Source organism: Streptosporangium subroseum, assembly GCF_900188345.1.
Taxonomy (GTDB): Bacteria; Actinomycetota; Actinomycetes; order Streptosporangiales; family Streptosporangiaceae; genus Streptosporangium; species Streptosporangium subroseum.
In genome coordinates this window covers 35,625-61,332 of the sequence record NZ_FZOD01000059.1, presented here as the reverse complement: position 1 = coordinate 61,332, position 25,708 = coordinate 35,625, and the positions used below count along the sequence as shown (strand labels likewise).

The 25,708-nt window shown below is 68.9% G+C and carries 20 protein-coding genes, 1 tRNA gene and 1 pseudogene; 19 read left to right on the top strand and 3 right to left on the bottom strand.

Annotation, left to right across the window (positions count from 1 at the left end):
- The 5 genes and pseudogenes from CHC08_RS37515 to CHC08_RS37495 all read left to right on the top strand — a co-directional run.
- A pseudogene (locus tag CHC08_RS37515) lies at positions 1 to 586 on the top strand (hypothetical protein); the annotation flags it as partial.
- Positions 583 to 1,473 carry a hydroxypyruvate isomerase family protein gene (locus CHC08_RS37510; protein ID WP_089212135.1) on the top strand — a complete coding sequence of 297 codons (891 nt, stop codon included), beginning with the start codon at positions 583 to 585 and terminating at the stop codon, positions 1,471 to 1,473. The pseudogene CHC08_RS37515 and the gene CHC08_RS37510, both read left to right, overlap by 4 nt.
- Before the next feature lie 39 nt (positions 1,474 to 1,512).
- A complete protein-coding gene (locus CHC08_RS37505) occupies positions 1,513 to 2,382 on the top strand; it encodes a 2-hydroxy-3-oxopropionate reductase (protein ID WP_089212134.1) in 870 nt (289 codons plus the stop codon).
- Positions 2,379 to 4,109 (top strand): glyoxylate carboligase, encoded by a 1,731-nt coding sequence (gene gcl, locus CHC08_RS37500; RefSeq protein ID WP_218825679.1) that lies wholly within the window; start codon positions 2,379 to 2,381, stop codon positions 4,107 to 4,109. Before CHC08_RS37505 ends, gcl begins: the two co-directional genes overlap by 4 nt.
- Positions 4,110 to 4,121: 12 nt before the next feature.
- Positions 4,122 to 5,666, top strand: a complete 1,545-nt coding sequence (locus CHC08_RS37495; protein ID WP_089212133.1) for an aldehyde dehydrogenase family protein — start codon at positions 4,122 to 4,124, stop codon at positions 5,664 to 5,666.
- A 292-nt stretch (positions 5,667 to 5,958) separates the two neighbouring features.
- Here the strand turns inward: CHC08_RS37495 and CHC08_RS37490 are convergent, their stop codons facing one another.
- The gene (locus CHC08_RS37490) at positions 5,959 to 6,348 is read right to left on the bottom strand and encodes a DUF6703 family protein (protein WP_089212132.1); all 390 of its coding nucleotides are present in this window, start codon (positions 6,346 to 6,348) and stop codon (positions 5,959 to 5,961) included.
- A gap of 254 nt (positions 6,349 to 6,602) precedes the next feature.
- Between CHC08_RS37490 and CHC08_RS37485 the strand changes: the two genes are divergently transcribed.
- From CHC08_RS37485 to CHC08_RS37470, 4 genes are all read left to right on the top strand, one after another.
- Positions 6,603 to 6,881: an antibiotic biosynthesis monooxygenase family protein gene (locus tag CHC08_RS37485; protein ID WP_089212131.1), complete on the top strand. Its 279-nt coding sequence runs from the start codon at positions 6,603 to 6,605 to the stop codon at positions 6,879 to 6,881.
- Positions 6,882 to 7,020: 139 nt separating this feature from the next.
- Positions 7,021 to 8,406, top strand: coding sequence for a glycine--tRNA ligase (locus CHC08_RS37480; RefSeq protein WP_179282436.1), 1,386 nt, complete (start codon positions 7,021 to 7,023; stop codon positions 8,404 to 8,406).
- A 478-nt stretch (positions 8,407 to 8,884) separates the two neighbouring features.
- Positions 8,885 to 11,533 (top strand): pyruvate, phosphate dikinase, encoded by a 2,649-nt coding sequence (gene ppdK, locus CHC08_RS37475; RefSeq protein WP_089212130.1) that lies wholly within the window; start codon positions 8,885 to 8,887, stop codon positions 11,531 to 11,533.
- A 142-nt stretch (positions 11,534 to 11,675) separates the two neighbouring features.
- Positions 11,676 to 12,908: a deoxyguanosinetriphosphate triphosphohydrolase gene (locus CHC08_RS37470; RefSeq protein WP_089212129.1), complete on the top strand. Its 1,233-nt coding sequence runs from the start codon at positions 11,676 to 11,678 to the stop codon at positions 12,906 to 12,908.
- 230 nt (positions 12,909 to 13,138) lie between these two features.
- Here CHC08_RS37470 and CHC08_RS37465 read toward each other — a convergent pair whose 3' ends face one another.
- The gene (locus CHC08_RS37465; protein WP_245878799.1) at positions 13,139 to 13,990 is read right to left on the bottom strand and encodes a M23 family metallopeptidase; all 852 of its coding nucleotides are present in this window, start codon (positions 13,988 to 13,990) and stop codon (positions 13,139 to 13,141) included.
- Between the two features lie 235 nt (positions 13,991 to 14,225).
- On the opposite strand from CHC08_RS37465, the gene dnaG reads away from it, so the two are divergent.
- The 6 genes from dnaG (at position 14,226) to CHC08_RS37440 (ending at position 20,990) form a co-directional block, all read left to right on the top strand.
- On the top strand, positions 14,226 to 16,100 hold the full coding sequence (dnaG, locus tag CHC08_RS37460) for a DNA primase (protein ID WP_089212128.1): 1,875 nt from the start codon (positions 14,226 to 14,228) through the stop codon (positions 16,098 to 16,100).
- A gap of 152 nt (positions 16,101 to 16,252) precedes the next feature.
- On the top strand, positions 16,253 to 17,389 hold the full coding sequence (gene rpoD, locus CHC08_RS37455; RefSeq protein WP_089212127.1) for an RNA polymerase sigma factor RpoD: 1,137 nt from the start codon (positions 16,253 to 16,255) through the stop codon (positions 17,387 to 17,389).
- A 351-nt stretch (positions 17,390 to 17,740) separates the two neighbouring features.
- Positions 17,741 to 17,887, top strand: a complete 147-nt coding sequence (locus CHC08_RS50010; protein WP_179282435.1) for a hypothetical protein — start codon at positions 17,741 to 17,743, stop codon at positions 17,885 to 17,887.
- A 47-nt stretch (positions 17,888 to 17,934) separates the two neighbouring features.
- The gene (gene efeB / locus CHC08_RS37450) at positions 17,935 to 19,149 is read left to right on the top strand and encodes an iron uptake transporter deferrochelatase/peroxidase subunit (RefSeq protein WP_089212126.1); all 1,215 of its coding nucleotides are present in this window, start codon (positions 17,935 to 17,937) and stop codon (positions 19,147 to 19,149) included.
- 84 nt (positions 19,150 to 19,233) lie between these two features.
- Entirely contained in the window at positions 19,234 to 20,532 is a 1,299-nt protein-coding gene (locus CHC08_RS37445; protein ID WP_089212125.1) for an MGH1-like glycoside hydrolase domain-containing protein, read from the top strand.
- Positions 20,529 to 20,990, top strand: coding sequence for a hypothetical protein (locus CHC08_RS37440; protein WP_089212124.1), 462 nt, complete (start codon positions 20,529 to 20,531; stop codon positions 20,988 to 20,990). Before CHC08_RS37445 ends, CHC08_RS37440 begins: the two co-directional genes overlap by 4 nt.
- 286 nt (positions 20,991 to 21,276) lie before the next feature.
- On the opposite strand, the gene CHC08_RS37435 is transcribed toward CHC08_RS37440, so the two are convergent.
- Entirely contained in the window at positions 21,277 to 21,597 is a 321-nt protein-coding gene (locus CHC08_RS37435; protein ID WP_089212139.1) for a YtxH domain-containing protein, read from the bottom strand.
- A gap of 174 nt (positions 21,598 to 21,771) precedes the next feature.
- On the opposite strand from CHC08_RS37435, the gene CHC08_RS37430 reads away from it, so the two are divergent.
- The 4 genes from CHC08_RS37430 to CHC08_RS37415 all read left to right on the top strand — a co-directional run bounded on the left by CHC08_RS37430 (position 21,772) and on the right by CHC08_RS37415 (position 25,704).
- Positions 21,772 to 21,847: transfer RNA gene (locus CHC08_RS37430), tRNA-Asn, on the top strand.
- Positions 21,848 to 22,176: 329 nt separating this feature from the next.
- Positions 22,177 to 23,289, top strand: coding sequence for a nitric oxide synthase oxygenase (locus CHC08_RS37425; protein WP_245878798.1), 1,113 nt, complete (start codon positions 22,177 to 22,179; stop codon positions 23,287 to 23,289).
- A 238-nt stretch (positions 23,290 to 23,527) separates the two neighbouring features.
- Positions 23,528 to 24,694, top strand: a complete 1,167-nt coding sequence (locus CHC08_RS37420) for an agmatinase family protein (RefSeq protein WP_089212122.1) — start codon at positions 23,528 to 23,530, stop codon at positions 24,692 to 24,694.
- Positions 24,691 to 25,704, top strand: coding sequence for an ABC transporter substrate-binding protein (locus CHC08_RS37415; RefSeq protein ID WP_089212121.1), 1,014 nt, complete (start codon positions 24,691 to 24,693; stop codon positions 25,702 to 25,704). The genes CHC08_RS37420 and CHC08_RS37415 overlap by 4 nt, the downstream gene beginning before the upstream one ends.
- Positions 25,705 to 25,708: the final 4 nt, after the last annotated feature.

Here is a 25,708-nt window from a genome sequence, read left to right as displayed (position 1 = left end):
TCCCGGTGCCTCCAACGCGGGCATCATCCCGGCCGACATCACCAGCGCCGGCCGGATCGGCCTGGTGTCGAAGTCGGGCACGCTGACCTACCAGCTCATGTACGAGCTGCGCGACATCGGGTTCTCCACCGCGGTCGGCATCGGCGGCGACCCGGTCATCGGCACTACCCACATCGATGCCCTGCAGGCCTTCCAGGACGACCCGGGCACCGACGCGATCGTGATGATCGGGGAGATCGGCGGAGACGCCGAGGAGCGTGCCGCCGCCTACATCGAGCAGCACGTGACCAAGCCGGTCGTCGCCTACGTCGCGGGCTTCACCGCCCCCGAGGGCAAGACCATGGGTCACGCGGGCGCGATCGTGTCCGGCTCGGCCGGCACCGCGCAGGGCAAGAAGGAGGCCCTGGAGAAGGTCGGCGTCCGCGTCGGCAGAACCCCGAGCGAGACCGCCCGCCTCATGCGCTCGGCGCTGGCCCAGCTCGGCATCGAAGCCGAAACCGGAGCAGGCACCGGAGCCGAAACCGGAGCGGGCGCAGATGCCGGTAAGGCTTCCCTGGCGGCCGTGGCGTCCGGGGAGGCGCCGTGAAGTTCGACGTCAACCTCTCCATCCTCTTCACGGAGCTGCCGCTCCTGGAGCGGCCCGCCGCCGCGGCCAAGGCGGGGTTCGACGCGGTCGAGCTCTGGTGGCCCTTCGACCGTCCCTGCCCGGCCGACCGCGAGATCGACGCCCTGCGGCGCTCGATCGAGGACGCCGGTGTGCGCCTGGTCGGCCTGAACTTCGACGCGGGAGACATGGCGGCGGGCGACCGCGGCCTGCTGTCCAGGCCCGACGGATCCGCGCGGTTCCGTGCCAACATCGACGTCGCGGTGGGCCTGGCCGGCGCGCTCGGCTGCCGGGTGCTCAACGCCCTCTACGGCAACGGCGTGCCCGAGCTGTCCCCGGACGCCCAGCACGACCTGGCGCTGTCCAACCTGTCGAGGGCGGCCGAGGCGGCGGACCGGATCGGGGCCACGGTCGTGGTCGAGGCGCTCAACTCCTACGAGAGCCCCACCTACCCGATCACGTCCTCCGCCGCGGCCTTCGAGGTGATCGACCGGGTGGGCGCCGCCAACGTGGCCTTCCTCGCCGATCTCTACCACCTCCATCGCATGGGCGAGGACGTGCTCGCCCTCATCGGCGCGAGCGCCGGCAGGTTCGGCCACGTGCAGATCGCCGACGACCCCGGACGGGGCCAGCCGGGCACCGGCGCCATGCCGTACGACCAGATCCTCGAGCGCCTGGACGCCTCGGCGTACCGGGGGCCCATCGGGCTCGAATACCGCCCCGTCGGCCCGAGCGCGGAGAGCTTCGGGTGGGCGGACCGATGGAGGCCGGACGGGCCGGCGAGCGGAGCGGACGGCGGAGACGCCCGGGACGACAGGGCCGCACGGGACGCACAGCCGTCCGCGGAGCAGGCGAAGAGCGGTGAGTGACCGATGAGTGCGGAGCGTGGAAGGAATGGTGAGTCGCGGATGAACATCGGATTCATCGGTCTCGGGATCATGGGCAGCCCGATGGCCGCCAACCTGGTCAGGGCCGGGCACACCGTCGTCGGCTACGACATGAGCGCGGACCGGATGGACGCGCTCGCCGAGGCCGGGGGCAAGGCCGCGGGCAGCGTGGCGGAGACCATCGCGCAGGCGGAGGTCGTGATCACCATGTTGCCCGACTCGCCCCAGGTGGAGGAGGTGGCCTTCGGCGACGACGGGCTGCTGCAGCGTGGCAGGCCGGGGCTGATCCACCTCGACATGAGCACCGTGAAGCCGGAGACCTCGCGCAGGGTCGCGCAGGCCGCGGCCGTCAAGGGGATCGCCGCCCTCGACGCCCCGGTGAGCGGCGGAGAGCGCGGCGCGGTCGACGGCACCCTTTCGATCATGGTCGGCGGTCGTCCCGAGGACTTCACGGCCGTCCGCCCGATCCTGGGGGTCGTGGGCACGACGATCGTGCACGTCGGGCCCTCGGGGGCCGGGCAGACGGTGAAGGCGGCCAACCAGCTCGTCGTCGGAGGGATCTACGGCCTGGTCGCGGAGGCGATCGTGCTGCTCGAGGCCTCGGGGGTCGATCCGAACAGCGGGCTCGACGTTCTGGCGGGCGGGCTGGCGGGCTCCCGGATCCTCGACCTCAAACGGCAATCCATGATCAAACGGGAGTTCACCCCCGGATTCCGCATCGACCTGCACCACAAGGACATGGGCATCGCGATCGCCGCCGCACGGGAGGCGGGCGTCTCGCTCCCGCTCACCGGCCTGGTCGCCCAGCTCATCGCCGCCGCCCGTGCCCAGGGGCACGGATCGCTGGACCACTCCGCCCTGCTCAAGGTGATTGAAAGGATCAACCGGTGAAGCGGATCCCCTGCATGGAGGCCGTGGTCGCCGTCCTGGAGTCCGAGGGCGTCGACACCGTCTTCGGCATTCCCGGCGCGGCCATCCTCCCTCTCTACGCCGCACTTCAACACAGCGACATACGGAACATCACCGTCCGGCACGAAGAGGGCGGCACGCACGCGGCCGACGGCTGGGCACGCGTCACGGGCAACGTCGGCGTCTGCATCGGCACCTCGGGCCCGGCCGGCACCAACATGATCACCGGTCTCTACACCGCGCTCGCCGACTCGATCCCGATGATCTGCATCACCGGACAGGCGCCCCGGGCCAAGCTGCACCAGGAGTCGTTCCAGGCGGTCGACATCGTGGAGATCGCCAGGCCGGTCACCAAGTGGGCGGTCCAGCTCAAGGAGCCGGCCCAGGCGCCCTGGGTGTTCAGGGAGGCCTTTAGGATCGCGCGGTCGGGACGGCCGGGCCCCGTCCTCATCGACCTGCCGATCGACGTGCAGCGCGGCACCTGCCTGTACGACCGGGAGATCGACAGCCCGTTCTCCGTGGAGGTCCCCGAACCCCAGCCGGCGTCCGTCAGGGCCGCGATCGACATGCTCATGGGCGCGTCACGGCCGCTGATCCTGGCCGGTGGAGGGGTCGTCATCGCCGATGCCGCCGCCGAGCTCCGCGCGCTGGCCGAGCACCTGCAGATCCCCGTCCAGGTGACGCTGATGGGCAAGGGATCCTTTCCCGAGGACCACCCCCTCTTCGCGGGCATGGCGGGTATCCAGACCCAGACACGCTGGGGCAACGCGGCTCTGCTGGAGAGCGACCTGGTCCTGGCGGTGGGCGCCCGGTTCGGCGACCGGCACACCGGTGACCTGGAGACCTACCGGAAGGGACGCAAATTCATCCACGTCGATATCGAACCCACCCAGATCGGGAGGGTCTTCGAGCCCGACCTGGGGGTGGTCGGCCATGCCCGGCCCACGCTGGCGGCCATGGGCCAGGAGGCGCGTCGCCGTACCAAGGAGCGCGGTCCCGGACGGTGGCCCGAGCGGGTCACCGAGCTGCGCCGGACGCTGCTCCGGCGCGACGACTTCGACGACGTGCCGATTAAGCCGCCGCGGGTCTTCCGTGAGATCAACGACTACTTCGGCCCCGACACGACGTTTGTCACCGCGATCGGCCTCTACCAGATCTGGTCGGGACAGTTCCAGAAGACCTACCTGCCGCGGCGCTATCTGGTCTGCGGGCAGGCGGGACCGCTGGGCTGGGAGGTGCCCGCCGCGATGGGGGTCAAGTGCGCCTTCCCCGAGCGCCAGGTGGTGGCCGTCGCGGGCGACTACTCCTTCCAGTTCCTGATGGAGGAGATCGCGGTGGCCGCCCAGTACCGCATCCCCTTTGTCATCGTGATGATCAACAACGAGTATCTGGGGCTGATCCGGCAGGCCGAGATGCCCTACGACATGAATTACGCGGTCGACCTACACTACGGGGAGGGCGGCGTCGACCACGTGAAACTCATGGAGGCGTTCGGCTGCCCGGCCCGGCGTGTCGAGCAGCCGGGTGACATTCGTGACGCGCTGGCCTGGGCCTCGGCGGAATCCGAGCGCGAACGCCTCCCCGTACTGGTCGAGGTGATGGTCGAGCGCGAAGCCAACGCGGCCATGGGCGCCTCTCTCAACACGATCAAGGAATTCGAGCCGCTGCCCGAGCAGGAGCTCGCCCTGGCCATCGACTGGTCCGACTGAGAAGAGGAACCCATGTCGTTCATGCTCAAGCCCGGCACGGCCTGGTCCGACGCCTACGACCGGTGCGTGTCGGCGGTGCCCGAGGCGTTCCACGACGATCGGGTCCTCAACCACTGGGGCGGGTTCTGGCAGCGCGACGGCCGTCCGTCGCCCGGCGTCTCGCCGGTCGACGGAACCGCCATCGCCGGGCCGCCCCGGCTCGACAGGGCCGTGGCCTCCCGAGCGGTGCAGGCGAGCCTCGACGAGCACCGCCTGTGGCGGCACACGCCGCTCGCCGAGCGCAAGGCGCGGGTCACGGCGGCGCTGGAGGCGATGACCGCCCACCGCGACCTGCTGGCCCTGCTGCTGGTGTGGGAGATCGGCAAGCCGTGGAAGCTGGCGACCGCCGACGTCGACCGGTGCATCGAGGGGGTGCACTGGTACGTGGCCGAGATCGACCGGATGGTCGCGGGCCGGACCCCCCTGCACGGGCCGGTCAGCAACATCGCCAGCTGGAACTACCCGATGAGCGTGCTGATGCACGCCATGCTCGTGCAGGTCCTCGCGGGCAACGCGGTCATCGCCAAGGCGCCCACGGACGGCGGCCTGGCCTGCCTCACCCTCGCCTGCGCCCTGGCCGCCAGGGAGGGACTGCCGATCACCCTGGTCAGCGGGGGAGGGGCCGAGCTCTCCCCGGCGCTGGTGCGCGGCAAGGAGCTGGGCTGTGTCTCCTTCGTCGGCGGGCGCGACGCCGGCGGGCAGGTGGCCACCTCGCTCGCCGATCTCGGGCACCGGCACGTCCTCGAACAGGAGGGGCTCAACTGCTGGGGGGTGTGGGAGTACGGCAACTGGGAGCTGCTGACCGGGCAGATCCGCAAGAGCTTCGACTATGCCAAGCAGCGCTGCACGGCCTACCCGCGCTTCGTGGTCCAGCGTTCGCTGTTCCACGAGTTCCTGGCCGCCTACCTGCCGGCGATCAACTCCGTGCGGTTCGGTCACCCGCTGGCCGTGGAGGCCCCCGACGATCCGCTGCCGGACCTCGACTTCGGCCCGCTGATCACCAACGCGAAGGTCAAGGAGCTCGCCGACCAGATCGACGAGGCGGTGGCCAAGGGCGGGGTTCCCCTGTACCGGGGGTCCCTCGACGACGGCCGCTTCCTTCCCGGCCAGGACACCTCCGCCTACCTCGCACCCGTCGCCATCCTCACCCCGCCCCGCTCGTCGCCGCTGTTCCACGCCGAGCCGTTCGGGCCGGTCGACACCATCGTGCTCGTCGACACCGAGGCCGAGCTGCTGGCCGCGATGAACGCCAGCAACGGAGCGCTGGTCGCCACGATCTCCTGCGACGAGGAGGAGACGGCCAGACGGCTGGCCTCCGAGGTGCGGGCGTTCAAGGTGGGCGTCAACGCGCCGCGCTCGCGCGGCGACCGCGAAGAGCTGTTCGGCGGTCTCGGCGCGTCGTGGCGGGGCGCGTTCGTGGGTGGCGAGCTGCTTGTCAGGGCCGTCACCCAGGGGCCCGACACGGAGCGTCTGCCGGGCAACTTCCCCGGCTACACGATGCTGCCGCCCTCCAGCTAGCCGACCGGCCACCAGGCCGTCCGGGGCCCGGCCAGGGCACACCCTCGTCCTGGCCGGTCGCTCCGGCTGAGCGGTACGGCGTCCGGCCGTACCGCTCAGAGGTCGTGGCGCCGAGAGCGTCCAGGGGCCGTGGCGCTGAGAGCGCTCAGAGGTCGCGGCACCGAGAGGCTGTGGCACCGAGAGGCTGTGGCGCTGAGCGTTGAGAGGTCGTGCCGCTCAAAGGCCGTGGCGCTGAGCGTTGAGAGGCCGCGGCCCCGAGAGGTCGTGGCCTCTCAAAAAAGCGTCGTGGTCTTCAGAAAGCGCCGAGCCGGTCGGCGATCAACAGGATCAGGAAGGTGAGCAGCGCCACCCGCAGGAGGCGGCCCCCGGCTCCCAGCGACGGCCACGACATATAGGCGAGCCAGCCGACGAATCCGAGCACCGGCAGCACCGCGACCCCGCCCCAGAAGGACGGCACCGCGAAGCCGACCAGGAGAAGGACGACGAGCAGCACGGGGGCGATCCAGCGGGGCAGCTGGAAGAGGAAGACGAGCGGGGCCGCGCTGCGCAGCTCGACCTTCCGCCGCAGGCCCGTCGCGCCAGGCGTGAAGAACTGCTCGCCCGGCGGCAGCGGGCGCTTGGCCTGCTGAAGACGGCGCTGGGACAGAGGATGTGCGGGGCGTTCACTGCGCTTGTCGGCCACAGCCCGAGCCTAACGCCGCCAAGCCCGGAGCGGCAGACGCTGGAGGGCGGACCGGGTCACAGATGGTGCGGAGGGTAAGGCGGAGGCAGGTGGTGGCAGACGGTAGGGCAGGGCAGGCGGTGGACGGCGAGCAGCGCGGGTCAGGGCGAACAGAGCGGGCAGCGGGCAGCAGGCCGAGACAGGCCGAGTAGGCAGTAGGCAGCCGGTGGAAGGGCCGGGGCGGGGAGGGGACAGGGCTCTGGCATGCTGGGCGAATGCTTGCTCTCATCCGTTACTCGGTGCCGTCCGGCCAGACCGAGGAGTTTCTGACTCAGGCCCACGACATCGTCGACACCCTGGCCGGGCAGCCCGGATACGTGCGTGGCCGGGTGTCCAGGTCGGTGGACGAGCCGGAGCTGTGGGCGCTCGTCAGCGAGTGGGAGGGCGCCGGGTTCTACCGGCGGGCACTGGGCGCGGCGCGGATGTCGATGTATCCGCTGATGACGTTGATGATCAACGAGCCGAGCGCCTTCGAGGACGTCGATAGACCCTGACGTCCCTTATGCGTCCCGCCGGACAAGGAAAGTGAGGTGGGGGTCATGGTTTAAGCGCATGTCCTGGGGGTCCGGCTCCCCTAAGCTGGAGACCCAATCACTTCCTCGCCGACCTCCAGCCGGATGGAGATTTTCCCTTATGGCACGCCGTACGGACATCATGGACACCATCGTCAGCCTCTCCAAGAGACGCGGGCTTGTGTATCCCTCAAGCGAGATCTACGGCGGCCTGCGCGCGTCGTGGGACTACGGTCCGCTTGGCGTGGAGCTCAAGAACAACGTGAAGCGGCAGTGGTGGAAGAGCGTGGTGCAGGGCCGTGACGATGTGGTCGGCCTTGACTCCTCTGTGATCCTGGCCCGTGAGGTGTGGCAGGCCAGCGGCCATGTTGAGACCTTCACGGATCCGTTGACCGAGTGCCAGTCGTGCCACAAGCGCTACCGCGCCGACCACCTCGAAGAGGCCTACGAGGAGAAGCACGGCAAGCCGCCGGTGGGCGGCCTGGCCGAGATCACCTGCCCCAACTGCGGCAACAAGGGCTCCTTCACCTCGCCCAAGCAGTTCAGCGGTCTGCTGAAGACCTACCTGGGCGCGGTCGAGGACGAGTCCGGCCTCGCCTACCTGAGGCCGGAGACCGCCCAGGGCATCTTCATCAACTACCTCAACGTGCAGCAGTCGGCACGGAAGAAGATCCCGTTCGGCATCGGCCAGATCGGCAAGTCGTTCCGCAACGAGATCACTCCAGGCAACTTCATCTTCCGCACCCGCGAGTTCGAGCAGATGGAGATGGAGTTCTTCGTCAAGCCGGGCAGCGACGAGGAGTGGCACCAGTACTGGATCGACGAGCGCTTCCGCTGGTACACCGACCTGGGCATCAACAAGGACAACCTGCGCATCTACGAGCACCCGCAGGAGAAGCTGGCCCACTACGCCAAGCGGACCGTCGACATCGAATACCGCTTCAACTTCACCGGCGGCGAGTGGGGCGAGCTTGAGGGCGTCGCCAACCGCACCGACTTCGACCTGACCGCGCACGGCAAGGCCTCCGGCACCGACCTCAGCTTCTTCGAGCAGGACACCGGCGAGCGTTACGTCCCCTACGTGATCGAGCCGGCGGCCGGTGTCGACCGCGCCACGCTCACCTTCATGATGGACGCCTACACCGAGGACGAGGCGCCCAACGCCAAGGGCGTCATGGAGAAGCGCACGGTCATGCGCCTCGACCACCGCCTCGCGCCGGTCAAGGTCGCGGTGCTTCCGCTGTCGCGTAACGCGGACCTGTCGCCCAAGGCCAAGGACCTGGCCGCCCAGCTCCGCCGCCGCTGGAACGTCGAGTTCGACGACGCGGGCGCGATCGGCCGCCGTTACCGTCGCCAGGACGAGATCGGCACGCCGTTCTGCATCACCGTCGACTTCGACACCCTTGAGGATCACGCGGTGACCATCCGCGAGCGTGACTCCATGGCCCAGGAGCGCGTGGCCCTCGACCAGGTCGAGTCCTACCTCCGCCAGCACCTCAACGACTGATCTTCACGGTCCGCTCTTCCGATACGGCTTCCGCCACACAGGCGGGAGCCGTATCTGTATGTGGGGCCCTTCCCGGCCCGGGTTTCCTGATCCGTCGGGATTGACCGGGCCCGAGATGGCCGATCCCAACGGATCAAGAAACAGCCCGGGACGCGGCCCGTGTAAGGGAGAGTCACCTTCATCGGATGGGGGTGATCGCGCGGTTGGTCGCGATCTTCTACCACAGATCCTGAAGCTTCCGTGAACGTGTTTGAATGCTGAGAAAATTGGTTTACACCAATTGGTTTATACCAATTCTTGGGGTGGGCGATATGGCGATTGATTTTGTTCTGAAGTGAATTGGATTAGACCGCTCTATGGGGTATGACCTGGATAAACGTTGTGTTGTCTATCGAGTGACGTTTCATCGGGTCTTCCGTCGGTAGAGTCCGAAGGGAGGCGGAACCAAACGCCGTTTGAAGTCGAAGAAGGAGCAACCGTGCCCAAGTACGTTTACGACTTCACCGAGGGCAACAAAGATCTCAAGGATCTGCTCGGCGGTAAGGGGGCCAACCTGGCGGAGATGACCAATCTCGGACTGCCGGTTCCTCCTGGCTTCACGATCACCAGTGAGGCGTGTCGCAGGTTCCTGGAGGAGGAAGCCCTCCCGGAAGGCCTGGAAGAGGAGATCACCGAGCACCTGGACGCGCTGGAGAGCCGGATGGGCCGTCGCCTGGGGCAGGCCGACGACCCGTTGCTGGTGAGCGTGCGATCCGGGGCCAAGTTCTCGATGCCGGGCATGATGGACACGGTTCTCAACATCGGGCTGAACGACGAGTCGGTGCACGGCCTGGCCAAGCAGGCAGGCGGCAACGAGCGCTTCGCCTGGGACTCCTACCGGCGTCTCATCCAGATGTTCGGCAAGACGGTCCAGGGCATCGACGGCGAGCTGTTCGACGGGGCTCTCGAGGAGCTCAAGGGCGGGCGCGACGACCTGGAGCTGGACGCGGCCGACTTCCAGCGTCTGGTGACGACCTACAAGGGCATCGTCAAGGACCAGACCGGCGAGGATTTCCCCGCCGACCCGTACCGGCAGATGAGCATGGCGACGAAGGCCGTCTTCGAGTCCTGGAACGCCCCGCGTGCCGTCATCTACCGCCGCCAGGAGCGCATTCCGACCGATCTGGGCACGGCGGTCAACATCTGCTCGATGGTCTTCGGCAACTGGGGCATGGACTCCGGCACCGGCGTGGCCTTCACCCGGGACCCCGGCACCGGTCACCAGGGCGTGTACGGCGACTACCTGCAGAACGCCCAGGGCGAGGACGTGGTCGCGGGCATCCGCAACACCATCTCCCTGCAGGACCTGGAGGGCATCGACAAGCCCGTCTACGACGAGCTCATGAAGATCATGGACAAGCTGGAGAACCACTACCGCGACCTGTGCGACATCGAGTTCACGGTCGAGCGCGGCAAGCTCTGGATGCTCCAGACCCGCGTGGGCAAGCGGACCCCGGGCGCCGCGTTCCGCATCGCCGTACAGCTGGTGGACCAGGGCATGATCGACATCGACGAGGCCATGACCAGGGTCACCGGCGCCCAGCTCGCCCAGCTCATGTTCCCCCGGTTCGCCAAGGACGCGGAGAGCAAGGTGATCACCAAGGGGATGAACGCCTCGCCGGGCGCCGCCGTCGGCAAGGCTGTCTTCTCCACGGACAGGGCCGTCGAGCTCGCCGCCCGGGGCGAGTCCGTCATCCTGGTCAGCCGCGAGACCACCCCTGACGACCTGGCCGGAATGATCGCCGCCCAGGGGGTCCTGACCAGCCGCGGAGGCAAGACCTCGCACGCGGCCGTGGTCGCCAGGGGCATGGGCAAGACCTGCGTCTGCGGGGCAGAGGAGCTGGAGGTCTCGGTCACGGAGCGCAGGTTCACCGCGCCCGGAGGCGTCGTGGTCTCCGAGGGGGACGTCATCTCCATCGACGGCACCAACGGCGCCGTTTATCTCGGGGAGGTGCCCGTGGTCGCCTCCCCGGTCATGGAGTACTTCGAAGGCTCGGGTGAACTCGGCGACGAGGACGAGCTCGTCCAGGCCGTGCACCGCATCATGTCCCACGCCGACGCGTCCCGGAGGCTGGAGGTGCGGGCGAACGCCGACAACGCCGAGGACTCCGCCCGGGCCCGCCGGTTCGGCGCCCAGGGCGTCGGGCTCTGCCGTACGGAGCACATGTTCCTCGGCGACCGCCGCCGGCTGGTCGAGGACCTGGTCCTGGCCACCTCCTCCGAGGAGCGTGAGCAGGCGCTGGCCGCACTGAAGCCGCTGCAGGAGTCGGACTTCACCGAGATCTTCCAGGAGATGGAAGGCCTGCCCGTCACGATTCGCCTGATCGACCCGCCGTTGCATGAGTTTTTGCCTGACTACACCGAGCTGTCGGTGAAGGTCGCTCTCGCGGGTGACCGGGCCGACGAGAAGGACCGCAAGCTGCTCGCCGCGGTCAAGCGGCTGCACGAGCAGAACCCCATGCTGGGCCTCCGTGGCGTACGGCTCGGGCTGGTCATCCCCGGCCTGTTCGCCATGCAGGTCCGGGCGATCGCCGAGGCGGCCAAGGCCGTCCCGGGCGCCCGGGCGGAGGTCATGATCCCGCTCGTCGGCGCGGTCCAGGAGCTGGAGCACGTCAGGGACGAGGCGCAGGAGATCCTTGCCGAGGTCGGCGTCGAGGCGCTGATCGGCACGATGATCGAGGTGCCGCGCGCGGCGCTGACCGCCGGGCAGATCGCCGAGGCCGCCCAGTTCTTCTCCTTCGGCACCAACGACCTGACCCAGATGACCTGGGGCTTCTCGCGTGACGATGTCGAAGCCGCCTTCTTCTCCAAATATCTGGAGCTGGGGGTTTTCGGCGTCTCCCCGTTCGAGACCCTGGACCGCGACGGGGTCGGCAGGCTCGTCCTGCTCGCCGTGGAGGAGGGCCGCAGGACCCGCCCCGATCTCAAGCTCGGCATCTGCGGTGAGCACGGTGGCGACCCCGACTCCATCCACTTCTGTCACCAGGCAGGTCTCGACTACGTGTCCTGCTCGCCGTTCCGCATTCCGGTCGCCCGGTTGGAGGCCGGCCGCGCGGCCCTGATCGGTGCCGGCTCCGACACCCGCTGACGGCGGCCCTTCGCGATCCGCGGTCTCGCGGATCGCGAAGGCCTCCACGGCCCCGCCCCAGGTGGGACATAGGCCTGGTCACCAGGTGTTTCCTCGCCGTTCGGCGTGGACTGACTCTTTCCCGGATAAAATCACAGCACTTATGCATGGTTACGACGAGCACGACCAAGCCAGGTGGGTGCCGGAACCGCCCGGCAACCCTGAGAGACGCCCGTTCGAACGAGACCGGGCGCGAGTGCTGCACAGCGCGGGACTGCGCCGGCTCGCGGCCAAGACCCAGGTGGTCGGTCCGGGGGAGACCCTCGGCAGCGGGCAGCACATGCCCCGCACCCGTCTGACCCACTCCCTGGAGTGCGCGCAGATCGGCCGGGAGATGGGCGAGACGCTCGGCCTGGACCCCGACCTGGTGGAGACCGCCTGCCTGGCTCACGATCTCGGGCATCCGCCGTTCGGCCACAACGGGGAGACCGCGCTCAACGAGCTCGCCGCCGGATGCGGCGGGTTCGAGGGCAACGCGCAGAGCCTGCGCCTGCTGACCCGGCTGGAGGCCAAGGTCGTCACCGAGGACGGCCGCAGCGCCGGGCTCAACCTCACCCGCGCCTCCCTGGACGCCGCGGTCAAATATCCGTGGACCCGCGAGACGAGCTCCAAATACTGCGCCTACGACGACGACATGGCGGTCTTCGACTGGATCAGGGAGGGCGCGCCCGCCGGGCGGGTCAGCTTCGAGGCCCAGATCATGGACTGGGCCGACGACGTCGCCTACTCGGTGCACGACCTCGAGGACGCGCTCCACTCCGGCGACGTCGTGCTGGAGATGCTGCGCGACCCGGCGGAGCGCCGGGAGGTCTGCGAGACCACCCGGGCCTGGTACGTCGACGACGCCGATCCCGGCGAGCTGGAGGAGATCTTCGGCCGCCTCGTCGCCCAGCCGCTCTGGCCCCGCCACTTCGACGCCTCCCTCGCCGACCTCGCCGCGATCAAGGGCCTCACCAGCGCGCTCATCGGCCACCTCTGCAGGTCCGCGCAGGTCGCCACCCAGGAGGTGTACGGGCCCACCGTGGGCCGCCACAGCGCCGACCTGATCGTGCCCAGGACCACCCGGCTGGAGTGCGCGGTGCTGAAGGGGCTCACCGTCCACTACGTGATAACCAGGGACGCGCACAACGCCAACCGGGTCAAGCAGCGCGAGCTCATCCACGACCTGGCACACCTGATCATGCTGGGCGCGCCGGGCACCCTGGAGCCCGCGCTCAGGCCCTTCTTCACCAAGGCCACCACGGACGCCGGACGGCTCCGCGTGGTCGTCGACCAGATCGCCTCGCTCACCGACACCTCGGCGGTCACCTGGCACCGGCACCTCTCCGGACGCTGAGGCCCCGGACCTCCCCGATTCCCAGCCGTCCGGGGTTCCGGTGACGCCCGGCTCCGCGGTTGCCAGGACGTTCCGATCATGCCGGCCTGAGGGTGACGCCCGGCCTCAGCCGTTCAGAGCTCCGATCATGTCGGTGTCCGGCATCCAGGCCATGCAGACTTGAGCCGGGCGGTGTTCCGACGGCGCCCGGCCCTCTTGAGCCCGTCCGGTGTTCCGGAGGGCGCCCGGCCCTAGCCGTTCAGCGTGGTCGGGGGGTTCAGCGTGACCTGGGGAATGGGCTTCGGCGGCCTCTTCGTCGGCTTGCTGGGGGGCGGGGTCTTGGACGCGCACAGGGTCGTGCAGCCGGGCGTGGCTCCCGTCCGGTTCATCACGGCCCGCACCTCGTCCTTGGGGGACAGCGTGGCGTTGCCCTTCAGCCAGGCGTCCAGGTAGTCCCACGGCTTGACCATGCCGCGCCGTACCCACCAGAGCGAGGGGTCGGTCTTCCAGGAGATCGCGAAATAGAGGTTGCTGGCGGTGGAGCGGGCGTTGCCGGAGTTGCCGACCTGGCCGAGGACCTGACCCGCGCTGACCCGGACCCCGGGCTTGATTCCCAGAGCGACCTTGTCCAGGTGGCCGCCCAGGTAGCGCACGCCGTCGTCGCCGATGACCGTGACGAACCGGCCCTCGCGGTCCGCCCCGCGGTCGGTGGAGGGCGTCCACCGGTTCTGGGTGTTGACCTCGTAGACCACGCCGCTCACGGGGGAGACGAAGGAACATCCCTGCCCGGCCCAGATCGTGGTCTTGGGCAGCACCAGCAACGCGCTCTCGTAGGTCACCCGGCAGCCCTTCACGGGGAAGACGTAGGCGTACTCGGAAAGCTTCGGAGGCGGGACCTGCACCGGGGCGTCGGGCTTGGGCCGGTCCACCGCCGTCTGAGGAATCGGTGTCGCCGTCGGCGTCGCCTCCGGAATCGTCGCGACGACCTCGTCCGTCTGCGCCGAGATGACCCTGTCCGCCGCGGGGGTGGGAGGCAGCGTGCTGATGCCGGCCACCCCGCCCGGTGACGCGCAGGCTCCCGTTACGAGAACCGCGCTGGTCACGGCGGTCAATCGTGCTATATGCCCCGATCGCATGATCTCCACCCGCGTAACATTATCGAGAATCCGCCTTTACCTTTGTAACCGACCTCCTGATTGGTTATGACCGCTTCGGGAAAGTCGCCCCCTTGTGTGTCCTCCGCGTCCACGTCCCCGTACCCTCCAGGTCCGCATTCGTGCCCGGTCCCGCGTCCGCCGGGGGCTCCGAGTTGTCGGGATGCCGGACTAGACTCACGGCGTGGCAGGCCGGATCAGTGACGAGGACATCGCGCTCGTGCGGGAGCGCTCGCCGATCGCGGACATCGTGGGTGAGCACATCCAGCTCCGCAACGCGGGCGGCGGAAACCTGAAGGGGCTGTGTCCCTTCCATGACGAGAAGAGTCCATCGTTCAACGTCACCCCCACCCGGGGTTACTGGTACTGCTTCGGGTGCGCGGAGGGCGGCGACGTCATCACCTTCGTCAGGCGCCTGGAGCACCTGTCGTTCGGCGAGGCCGTGGAACAGCTGGCCAACCGGGCGGGCATCCAGCTCCGCTACGAGCAGGGTGGTTACGTCCCCGGGCGGGAGCAGGGCGAGCGCAGCCGCCTCATCGAGGCGCACAAGGCGGCGGCGGAGTTCTACGTCTCGAAGCTGGCCGGCCCCGACGCCGCGATCGGGCGCAAGTTCCTGTCTGAGCGCGGATTCGAGCGGGTCGACGCCGAGCACTTCGGGGTGGGTTACGCACCCGCCGAGTGGGAGGCGCTCTCGCGGCACCTGATGGGCCGGGGGTTCACCTCGGCCGAGCTGATCAAGGGCGGGCTCGCCAAGGACGGACGGCGCGGTCCGATCGACCGGTTCCGGGGACGGCTGGTCTGGCCGATCCGCGACATCACCGGTGACGTGATCGGTTTCGGCGCGCGGAAGCTGAACGAGGCCGAGGACGGCCCCAAATACCTGAACACCCCGGAGAGCCCGCTCTACAAGAAGAGCGAGGTCCTCTACGGCGTCGACCTGGCCAAGCGGGAGATCTCCAAGCGCTCCCAGGCCGTGATCGTCGAGGGCTACACCGACGTGATGGCCTGCCATCTGGCGGGCGTGCCGACGGCGGTGGCCACCTGCGGCACCGCGTTCGGCGAGGAGCACATCAAAGTACTGCGACGACTGCTGCTGGACCAGTCGGGGTCGCACGGCGAGGTGGTCTTCACGTTCGACGGCGACGCGGCCGGGCAGAAGGCGGCGCTGCGGGCCTTCGCCGACGAGCAGAAGTTCGTCACCCAGACCTTCGTGGCCGTGCAGCCGGACGGGCTCGACCCGTGCGATCTGCGCATCAAGCACGGCGAGGCGGCCGTGCGCGATCTGATCGCCAGCAGGGAGCCGCTGTTCGCGTTCGCGATCCGCAGCGTGATCTCCCGCTACGACGTGAGCACCAACGAGGGCCGGCTGTCCGCGCTGGACGCCGCCGCGCCGATCGTGGCCGGGATCAAGGACCGGTCCCTCCGCCAGCTGTACGGGGTCGACCTCGACCGCTGGCTGGGCTTCAACAACGAGCGGTTCGTGATGGATCGGATCGCCGAGATCTCCGCCGTGGCCCAGCCGCAGGCACAGCGCGGCGCGGGACCACAGGCACAGCGCCGCGCCGCGCCGCGTAAGGTCGCCGACCTCACCGACCCCGGTGTGCGGACCGAGGCCGAGGTGCTGAAGCTGGCCGTGCAGCGTCCGGTGCTGCTCGGTCCCGGCTTCGAGGCGCTCGGCCCGGAGTCGTTCACGCTCGCCGAACACGCGGCGCTGTACAAGCTGATCGTGGACGCGGGCGGTATGGCGGCGGCCGGCCAGGGCGGGCGTGAGTGGGTGGACCGGCTGCTCGCCGAGGTCAGCGACTCCCTGCGCGGGGTGGTCACCCGGTTCGCGGTGGAGGAGCTCCGGGCGGACCTGGCGAACGAGGAGCGCTATGCCTCGGACCTGCTGGCGGCCCTGGAGCTCGTCTCGGTGGCCCGGGTGATCGAGCAGCTGAAGTCACGCATGCAGCGGACCAACCCGGTCGAGGAGCAGCAGGAGTACAACCGGCTGTTCGGCGAACTGGTCGCGCTGGAGCAGCAGCGACGGTTACTGAAGGAACGCATCGCCTCAAGCTGATGTCGTAATTAGCTTTAATGTCCGCGGGTCGATTCGATCAAACCCTAATAAGGTCTCGATCCGATAATGATCGCGGCCTTACCTTCGGTGACAAAAATAGGTCTGCCATTTAGGGGGACTAATACAGCAGACTGTCTCCCGTGGGTGCATCGGTGCTGCCAAGTGGGCCGCCATCGGTAGACCAGGTGGCCGACCTCGTCACGAAAGGAAGAGAGCGCGGAAGCGTCACGGTTGATGACGTGGCCGCCGCGCTCGACAAGTCCGAGCTGCCGTCCGACGCGCTTGAACGCGTCGTCCGCATGCTCGCCGAGCACGGAGTGGAGGTCCTCGAGCCTCAGGGCGACGAGGAGCCCACCCGGTCCGATGAGGAGGATGTCGGAAAACGGGCGCCGACGAGCGACCTGGTCCGCATCTACCTGCGGGAGATCGGTCGTGTGCCACTGCTCACGGCCGAGGAGGAGGTGGAGCTCGCCAAGTCGATCGAAGCCGGGCTGTTCGCCGAGGACAAGCTGACCAGTGTCGTGTCGCGGTTGGTCTTCCCGGAGTTCAAAGAGCTCGTCTGGCAGGGAACGCGAGCCAAGCAGCGGCTGATTGAGGCCAATCTTCGGCTTGTCGTGTCAATCGCCAAAAGATATGTGGGACGCGGCATGCTGTTCCTGGATCTCATCCAGGAGGGCAACCTTGGGCTCATCCGGGCGGTCGAGAAATTCGACTACACCAAGGGCTACAAGTTCTCCACATATGCCACATGGTGGATTCGCCAGGCGATCACCAGGGCCATCGCCGATCAGGCGCGCACCATTCGCATTCCGGTGCATATGGTCGAGACGATCAACAAGCTGGTCCGGGTCCAGCGTCAGCTTCACCAGGATCTCGGTCGCGAGCCCGCGCCCGAGGAGATCGCGTTGGAGATGGATCTCCCGATCGATCGGGTGATCGAGATCCAGCGCATCGCCCAGGAGCCGGTCTCGCTGCAGTCGCCGATCGGCGAGGAGGACTCCGACCTCGGTGACTTCATCGAGGACGCGGACGCGGTCGTCCCGATGGAGGCGGCGGCCTTCATCATGCTGCAGGACCAGCTCGACGACATCCTCGCGACGCTGTCCGAGCGTGAGCAGCGCATCATCCAGTTGCGCTTCGGTCTCGCCGACGGCCACCCCCGGACGCTGGAGGAGGTCGGCCGGGAGTTCGGGGTGACCCGGGAGCGCATCCGGCAGATCGAGTCCAAGACCCTGGCCAAACTCCGTCATCCGACCAGAGCTCAGGTGCTCCGCGACTACCTCGACTGAGCGTCCGTCGTCTCGACGGAGAATCGAGAGTCCTTACGGCGAAGGCCCCCGGGAATCCATGATCCGGGGGCCTTCGCCGTTCCCTCGGGGTCTCGACGTCGCCGCTCCAACGGGGCGCCGCCGGGGGCTTTCGCCGTTTCGCGGGACCGGCCGCGCCGGGCCCGTCGTTCCGCGCGGGCCCGCGCCGAGGGCATCGGGCAACGGACGTCGAGGCGCCGGCAATGAAAGCGGAAATGAGAGCCGGCGATGAGGGCGGCGCCTATCACGCCGGGCTGAAGGGGGGTCCGATTGGCTATACAAGGTTAGGGAAAGCTAAGTTAGGGACGCCTAACTGACTATGCAGGAGCCTCCATGCCCGCAGCCTTCCGTGCCATCGCCACCTGCGGTGTCCTCGTCTCCTGCGCCAAGCCGCCCAGGGACCGGGTCAAGGAACGCTCCGACGCGGTCAACGCCCTCGCCGAGCCGCTCTCCGGTCTCGTCGCGGTTTCCGCAGACTGATCTTTTTCCAGGGCGGAAGAGATGACCGATTTCCCAAAGGGGGAGAGATGACCGATCTCAGTCGACGCAGGCTCCTGACCGGAGCGGGCCTCGCCGTGGGCGGCGGAGCCGTCGTGGCCGCCGGCGCCGGCCTGCTCCGGCAGACGGAGCAGGAGCCGAGATCGGTCCTGGCCGCCGACTCCGGCCAGTCGATCGCGTTCCACGGTTCCCACCAGGCCGGGATCGCCACCCCGGTCCAGGACCGGCTTCACTTCGCCGCCTTCGACCTGAGCACGGACTCCAAGGAGGACGTGGCGACGATGCTGAAGGCCTGGGCGGCGGCGGCCGCCCAGATGACCGAGGCGAAAGAGGTCGGCGGCGGGGCGACCGGGGCAGAGCTGGCCCCGCCGGACGACACGGGCGAGGCCATCGGGCTGCCCGCCTCGCGGCTCACGCTGACGGTCGGGTTCGGCCCCTCGTTCTTCGACAAGCTGAAGCTGCCCAAGCCGGACGGGCTCAAGGAGTTGCCGCACTTTCCCGCGGACAAGCTCGACCCGGCCCGCAGCGGCGGGGACATCTGCGTCCAGGCGTGTGCGGACGACCCCCAGGTCGCGGTGCACGCCATCCGGAACCTGGTGCGCATGGGCTTCGGCGTGGCGTCGATCCGGTGGTCCCAGCTCGGTTTCGGCAAGACGTCGTCGACCACGCCGGACGCGCAGACCCCGCGCAACCTCATGGGCTTCAAGGACGGCACCGACAACATCGCGGCGACCGACGAGAAGAAACTGGACACCCACGTCTGGGTCGGGGACGAGGGCCCCGAGTGGATGCGCGGCGGCTCCTATCTGGTCGCCCGGCGGATCCGGATGCACATCGAGACCTGGGACCGCACCTCGCTGAAGGAGCAGGAGGACATCTTCGGCCGCACCAAGCGCGAGGGCGCCCCCTACGGAGGCACCCGCGAGCACGATCCCGTGGTCCTGGACAAGCTCCCGATCGACTCCCACGTACGGCTGGCGCACCCGGACTCCCTGTCCGGGGCGACGATCCTGCGCCGGGGCTACTCCTTCACCGACGGCAGCGACGGCCTGGGACGGCTGGACGCGGGCCTGTTCTTCCTCGCCTACCAGCGTGATCTGGAGAAGGGTTTCATCCCGATCCAGCGGGCCCTGGCGGCCAAGGACACGCTCAACGAATACATCCAGCACGTCGGATCGGGCGTCTTCGCCTGTCCCGGCGGGGTGAGCCCGGGATCGTTCTGGGGCGCGTCCCTTCTGGCGTGACGGCATCCCCCCATCCACCGCCTTCCGGGTGACCCGGAAGGCGTAGCCCTATTATCCCCGTCGATAGAGGCGCAGACTGGACAAATGGAGGCGCGGGCGGCGGTAGACGACGTCGCGCTCGGGCGCGAGGCATGGTCCGTGCTCGACGCGAACTGGACGGGGTCCGCCACGGTGCCCGCGCCCGGGCTCTATCCCCACCAGTGGAACTGGGACTCCACCTTCGTCGCGATCGGCCTGTCCCGCTGGAACACCCGCAGGGCGGGAGCCGAGTTGCTCAGCCTGCTGGCGGGGCAGTGGCGCACCGGGATGGTGCCGCACATCGTCTTCCACCCCGCCTCCGCGGAGGCGTACTTCCCCGGCCCGTCCGTCTGGCGCTCCCAGGACCACCCGGCCTCCCCCAACGAGGTGCTCACCTCGGGGCTGACCCAGCCGCCGCTGCAGGGCCTCGCCCTGTGGTGGATGTGGCGGCACACGACGGACCGTGAGATGGCCGCCGCCCTCGTCCGGCGGATCTATCCGATGCTGGCGGCCCAGCACGACTACCTCACCACGGCCAGGGATCTCGGCGGGGGAGGGCTGGCGGCGATCGTGCACCCGTGGGAGTCCGGAATGGACGACAGTCCCGTATGGGACGCCCCGCTGGAGGCCCTGCCCCAGGTCCGCTACGCCTACCGGAGCGAGGGGTTCCCCGACGGCCACCTCGACAGCCACCACGACCGCTACGTGTCGCTGGCCCTGCGCTACCGCGACTCCGGCTACGACGCGACCTACCTCCGGGAGGATCACCCGTTCGCGGTCGAGGACCCGATGTTCAACGGGATCTGGCTCGCCTCCTGCCAGGCGCTCGCCGAACTGGCCCCGCTGGCGGGCGCCGATCCACAGCCGTACCGGGAAGCGGTCGAGCGGATCCGTGCGGCGCTGCTGGAGCGTCTCTGGGCCGACGGCGTCTTTCACACCCGAGATCTGCGCAGCGGGCGGCTCAGCCCCGTCTGCACGGTCGGCTGCTTCGGGCCGATGCTCGATCCGGGGCTGCCCTCCGAGCGGGTGGCGGATCTGGTGAGGCTGCTGGAGTCACCCCGGTTCATGGGCGCGGTCGGTTATCCGGTGCCGAGCTGTGAGATTCGCGCCCCCCAGTTCGACCGGTCCCGTTACTGGCGGGGGCCGTCCTGGATGAACACCAACTGGCTGCTGCGGCGGGCGGCCGCCATCCACGACCAGACAGGGCTGGCGCAGGTGCTCGGGGCGGGCACCCTGCGCCTGGTACGGCAGGCGGGCTTCCGCGAGTGCTTCGATCCCTTCGACGGCAGTGGCCGGGGCAGCAGGGACTTCTCCTGGTCGGCCGCGCTCACCCTCGATCTGCTCGCGGATACCGTTGAGCCATGAAGCTCTTCAACCGCACACCCGCCGAGGTCCGCGAGGCCGTCGTACCGCCCGACCGGGCGCTCACCTACGCCGCGGGGCCGGACGGCTACGTGATCGCCACGGACAGGGCGCTCTATCTGGGCGGTGCCCGGCTGCCGTGGTTCCAGGTGGATCGGGCCATGTGGGACGAGGAGGGACTGACGGTCGTCACCACGGACGGGCGGTCGCACCGCGCCCTGCTCCCCGAGCCCGGCCGGGTTCCCGAGGCCGTGCGGGAGCGGGTGACGGCCTCGATCGTGGTCAACCAGTACGCCCCGCTGGACGCGCGCGGGGGAGTGCTGCTGGTGGCCAGGAAGACCGATGAGGACCAGCTTGTCTGGGAGTTCGTGTTCGACCCCGGCCTGGATCCCACCGACCCCGGCCTGCGTGCCCTCGCCGAGCAGGCGCTGGAGGAGACCCGCCGCAGCTTCGGCGTCTGAACCGGAGGGACACGCGCGGCTTCGGCGTCCGAATCGGAGGAGACCCGCTTCGGCTTCGGCGTTCTGGCGGGGAGCCGGGAAGCGGGACCGCGCATCTGAGCGGGGAGCCGAGGATCGGGCGGCGTGGCGCGGGGGACGTGGGGGATATGGGGACGACGTGGGGGACGCAGCCACACGGGTAGCCGTGACGTGACCGGACGTGGATCGGGCGTGTCTCCGGGCGGAATGCCTCCGGACATGCGGAAGGCCCCTCTCGGGGCCTTCCGTCACCGGCGCGCTCGGTCGCTCAGTAGGGCGTGGCGCCGGTGTTCGTCTGTTCCTGCGGCCAACCGGTGCCCGTGTCGTCCTGTTTGTCGGTCTGCCAGCCGTTGCTGCCGGAGCGCATGAACGGCAGGCGGTGCTTGGCCACGTCGCTCACCTTGTCCTTCGCCACGCCGGTGGCCTTGGAAACTTTGGCGCCCATCAGGCCCGCGGCCTCCTGCACCGTGGGATTGTCGGACACCCGCTGGGCCATCCTCTTGATCTGCTCGTAGCGCTCCCGTCCGGCGCGACTTCCCAGGATGTAGCCCACCGCGAGACCCACTCCGAACATCAATCGATAACGCATCTCCACCTCCACAGCCGGCTCGGCCGGACCCTGTCCACTGATCGCACACAGCTCGCCGGTTGTTCTCCGACCTACCCCGGAGTATCGATGCGACACACACGGGCGGAGTGCGCTAATCTATTCCTGCGCAGCAAGGAACGGGGAAACACCCGGACCGACCAGCGTAAAGAGCAATCCCGTGTAGCTCAATCGGCAGAGCAGCCGGCTGTTAACCGGCAGGTTATAGGTTCGAGTCCTATCGCGGGAGCCATCTCAGAAGGCCCCGGGAGCCCAGCTCCCGGGGCCTTCGGCGTTTCAGAATTTGGTTCGGCGGACAAAACACTGTGATTCGCAGAAAATGAGAGACGCCGCGCCGTGCCTCCCTGCTCGCGCAGGGTGACCCGAGACGCGGAGGCCGCGGACCACAATGACCGCAGTGGGGTAAGGGCCACTGCGTTTAGGGCACCTCGCCGCCCGGAACGGCTGTTGTGCTCGTGAGCCACATATGGGTGGTTTTCAGTGTTGACCTGGCGGAGGTCCCTGCGTCGTGCGCCCGAACGGGCTGACGACGTCCATGAGCGGAGTTACGCGGTACCGCGTGTGGACGCGGCGGCGGCCGAGGAATACCTGAGGTTGTTCCATGCCGAGAACCCCGCGGCGGGGCCGGTGAAGCCCCGCCTGAACGAGGTGCGGGCCGAGATCGCACGGACGGGGACCTATACGCACACGCCCGGAGAGCTGACCTTCGGCGCCAAGGTGGCCTGGCGCAACAGCGGCAGATGCATCGGGCGGCTGTACTGGCGCTCGCTGCGCGTACGCGACCGGCGGCACGTGAACACGCCCGAGGGCGTCGCCGTCGAATGTGTGAACCATCTGCGGGAGGCGGCGCCCGTCCGCAGGATCCGGCCGACGATCACGGTGTTCGCCCAGGACCGTCCCGGGATGCCGGGACCGCGGATCTGGAACGAGCAGCTGATCCGGTACGCCGGATACGCGATGGACGACGGTTCGATCGTCGGCGACCCCCGCTACGTCGACTTCACCACGATGCTGCGCAAGCTCGGCTGGCCCGGTGGTCCCGGCAGCCCCTTCGACGTGCTTCCCCTGGCGATCTCGATGGGAGACGGCCCGCCGTTGCTCTCCACGGTTCCCGGGGACGCCGTGCTGGAGGTGCCGCTGTCGCATCCTGCCTACCCGTGGTTCGAGCAGCTGGGGCTGCGCTGGCACGCCGTACCGGCGATCTCGAACATGTGCCTGGAGATCGGCGGGATCTGTTATCGGGCGGCGCCGTTCAACGGCTGGTACATGGGCACCGAGATCGGCGCGCGCAACCTGGCCGACACCGACCGCTACGACCTGATGCCCCTGATCGCCCGGAGGATGGGCCTGGACACCGACAGCGACCGCTCGCTCTGGCGGGACTACGCCCTGGTGGAGCTGAACATGGCGGTCCTGCACTCCTTCGAGCAGGCCGGGGTGACGATGACCGACCACCACACCGAGGCCCGGCACTTCCTGACCCACCTGGAGCGCGAGGAGAAGGCCGGGCGCGTCTGCCCGGCCGACTGGACCTGGATCGTCCCCCCGATGTCGGCGTCGGCCACGCCGGTCTTCCACCGCTACTACGAGAACAGGGAGCAGTCGCCCAGCTTCGTCCACCACCCCGACTCCCTGGAGCGAGGACTCGGTCACTGGACTGCAACGGAGGGTTAACCCCGGTGAAACGTCGTGGCGTTGCACTGGTCGTGACCCACTTCGTGGTGGGGCGCACCTAGGGTTCCGCCGTCGTCGATGCCGTACGACAGGGCACGTGAGGCCGTACGGCAACGGCGCGGGGCTGGTCCGAGAGGTGCAGGCGGCCGCCTGGCCGTTCCACGGCGGGACAAAAGCCCGGGAGGCCGGCAGAACCCGGCTGTCTTCCGGCCGGGTTCCGAGCTGTATCGGAGCTCCCATGCACTGGCATCCGTCCGCGTCCGACCCCGACCACCCCGGTCCCGAGCGTCCCGGCGTCGACCACAACGGTCCCGAGGCGCGCTTCGCCGTCGACCGCGAGGCCGAGCTGCCCACCGCCGGCTGGGAACGAGAGGTCGCCTGGGCACTGGAGGTGGGTCTGCAGGGCGCCGACTCGATCGTCGACCGGCGCATCCCGACCTTCTCCCGCGGCGAGCTGCCGCACTTCGCCGGGATCAACACCTTCCTCAAGGCCCCCTACATCGAGGACGTACGGCGGTGCGGCGCGTACGACGTGGCGATCCTGGGCGCGCCGTTCGACGGCGGCACGACCTACAGGTCGGGCACCAGGTTCGGGCCGCAGGGCATTCGCAAGATCTCCGCCCTGTACGGTCCCTACAGCTTCGAGCTCGGCGTCGACCTGCGTGAGTCGATCACGATGGCCGACCTGGGTGACATCTTCACCATCCCGGGCAACATCGAGAAGACCTTCGACCAGATCTCCAAGGCCGTCTCGCACGTCTACTCCAGCGGGGCGTTCCCGGTCGTCCTGGGCGGCGACCACTCGATCGGCTACCCGACCGTGCGCGGCGTGGCCGAACACCTGTCGGGCAACCTCGGGATCATCCACTTCGACCGGCACGTGGACACCCAGGAGACCGACCTCGACGAGCGCATGCACACCACCCCGTGGTTCCACGCGACCGACATCCCCAACGTGCCGCCGCAGAACCTCGTGCAGATCGGCATCGGCGGCTGGCAGGCGCCCCGGCCCGGCGTGAAGGTCGGCCGCGAGCGCGGCACCACGATCATGACGGTCACCGACTGCGTGGAGATGGGCATCGAGGCCGCGGCCGAACGCGCGCTGGAGGTCGCCTGGAAGGACGCCGAGGCCGTCTGGCTCTCCTTCGACGTGGACTGCCTCGACGCCGCCTTCGTCCCCGGCACCGGCTGGCCGGAACCCGGCGGCTTCCTGCCGCGCGAGGTCCTGAAGTTCATCCAGATCATCGCCGACGCCGCGCCGCTGGCCGGCATCGAGATCGTGGAGTGCTCGCCGCCCTACGACAACGCCGAGATCACCGCGCTCATCGCCACCAGGGTGATCTGCGACACCCTCGGCTGCCTGGTCCGCTCCGGTCACCTGCCCAAGAAGGGGGGAGCCTCATGACGCTCCGCCGTCTGTTTCTCGCCCTCTGCCTGTTCGCGTTCTGCACGGCCTGCGGTGCCACTCCCGACGGGGCCGGGAGTGGCACCTCCGCCGCGTCCGCGGGGGGCAGGACCCTCACGCTGGGCTTCTCCGCCTGGCCCGGCTGGTTTCCCTGGCAGGTCGCCCAGGAACGCGGCCTGTTCGCCAAGAACGGGCTCAAGGTCGAGCTCAAATACTTCGACAGCTACACCGACAGCCTGACCGCGCTGGCCACCGGCAACATCGACGCCAACAGCCAGACGCTCAACGACACCCTCGCCTCGGTCTCCGGCGGGGCCAAGCAGACGATCGTGCTGGTGAACGACAACTCCACCGGAAACGACCAGATCATCGCCAGACCCGGCATCTTCACGGTGGCCGACCTCAAGGGCAAGACCGTGGCCGCCGAGCAGGGCACGGTCGACCACTACCTGCTCCTGCTCGCGCTGCAGAAGGCGGGTCTGACCGAGAAGGACATCACGTTCAAACCGCTCCCGACCGACGCCGCCGCGGCGGCCTTCAAGGCCGGTCAGGTGGACGCGGTCGGCGTGTTCGCGCCCTTCACCACCACCGCCCTGGAGCTGTCCGGTTCCAAGGCCGTCGCGACGTCCAAGGACTTCCCCGGCGCGATCCCCGACCATCTGGCGGTCGACAGGGCCCTGGTGGCCGAGCGGCCCGGCGAGGTGCAGGCGCTGGTGAAGACGTGGTTCGAGACGTTGCGGTGGATCGCCGCCAACAAGACCGAGGCCAACGCGATCATGGCCAAGCGCGGCGGGGTGGACGAGGCGGCCTACGCGAGCTACGACGCCGGGACCACCATCTTCTCCCTTGAGGACAACCTCGCGGCCTTCGAGCCCGGCACCACCGGCGCCCACCTCGACCACCAGGCCTCCCTGATCGCGAAGTTCCTCGTCTCATCCGGCCTGGCCGATACCGAGCCGTCACTGGACGGCCTGTTCGAGCCCAAGTTCGTCAGGAGTCTCACACCATGAGAGC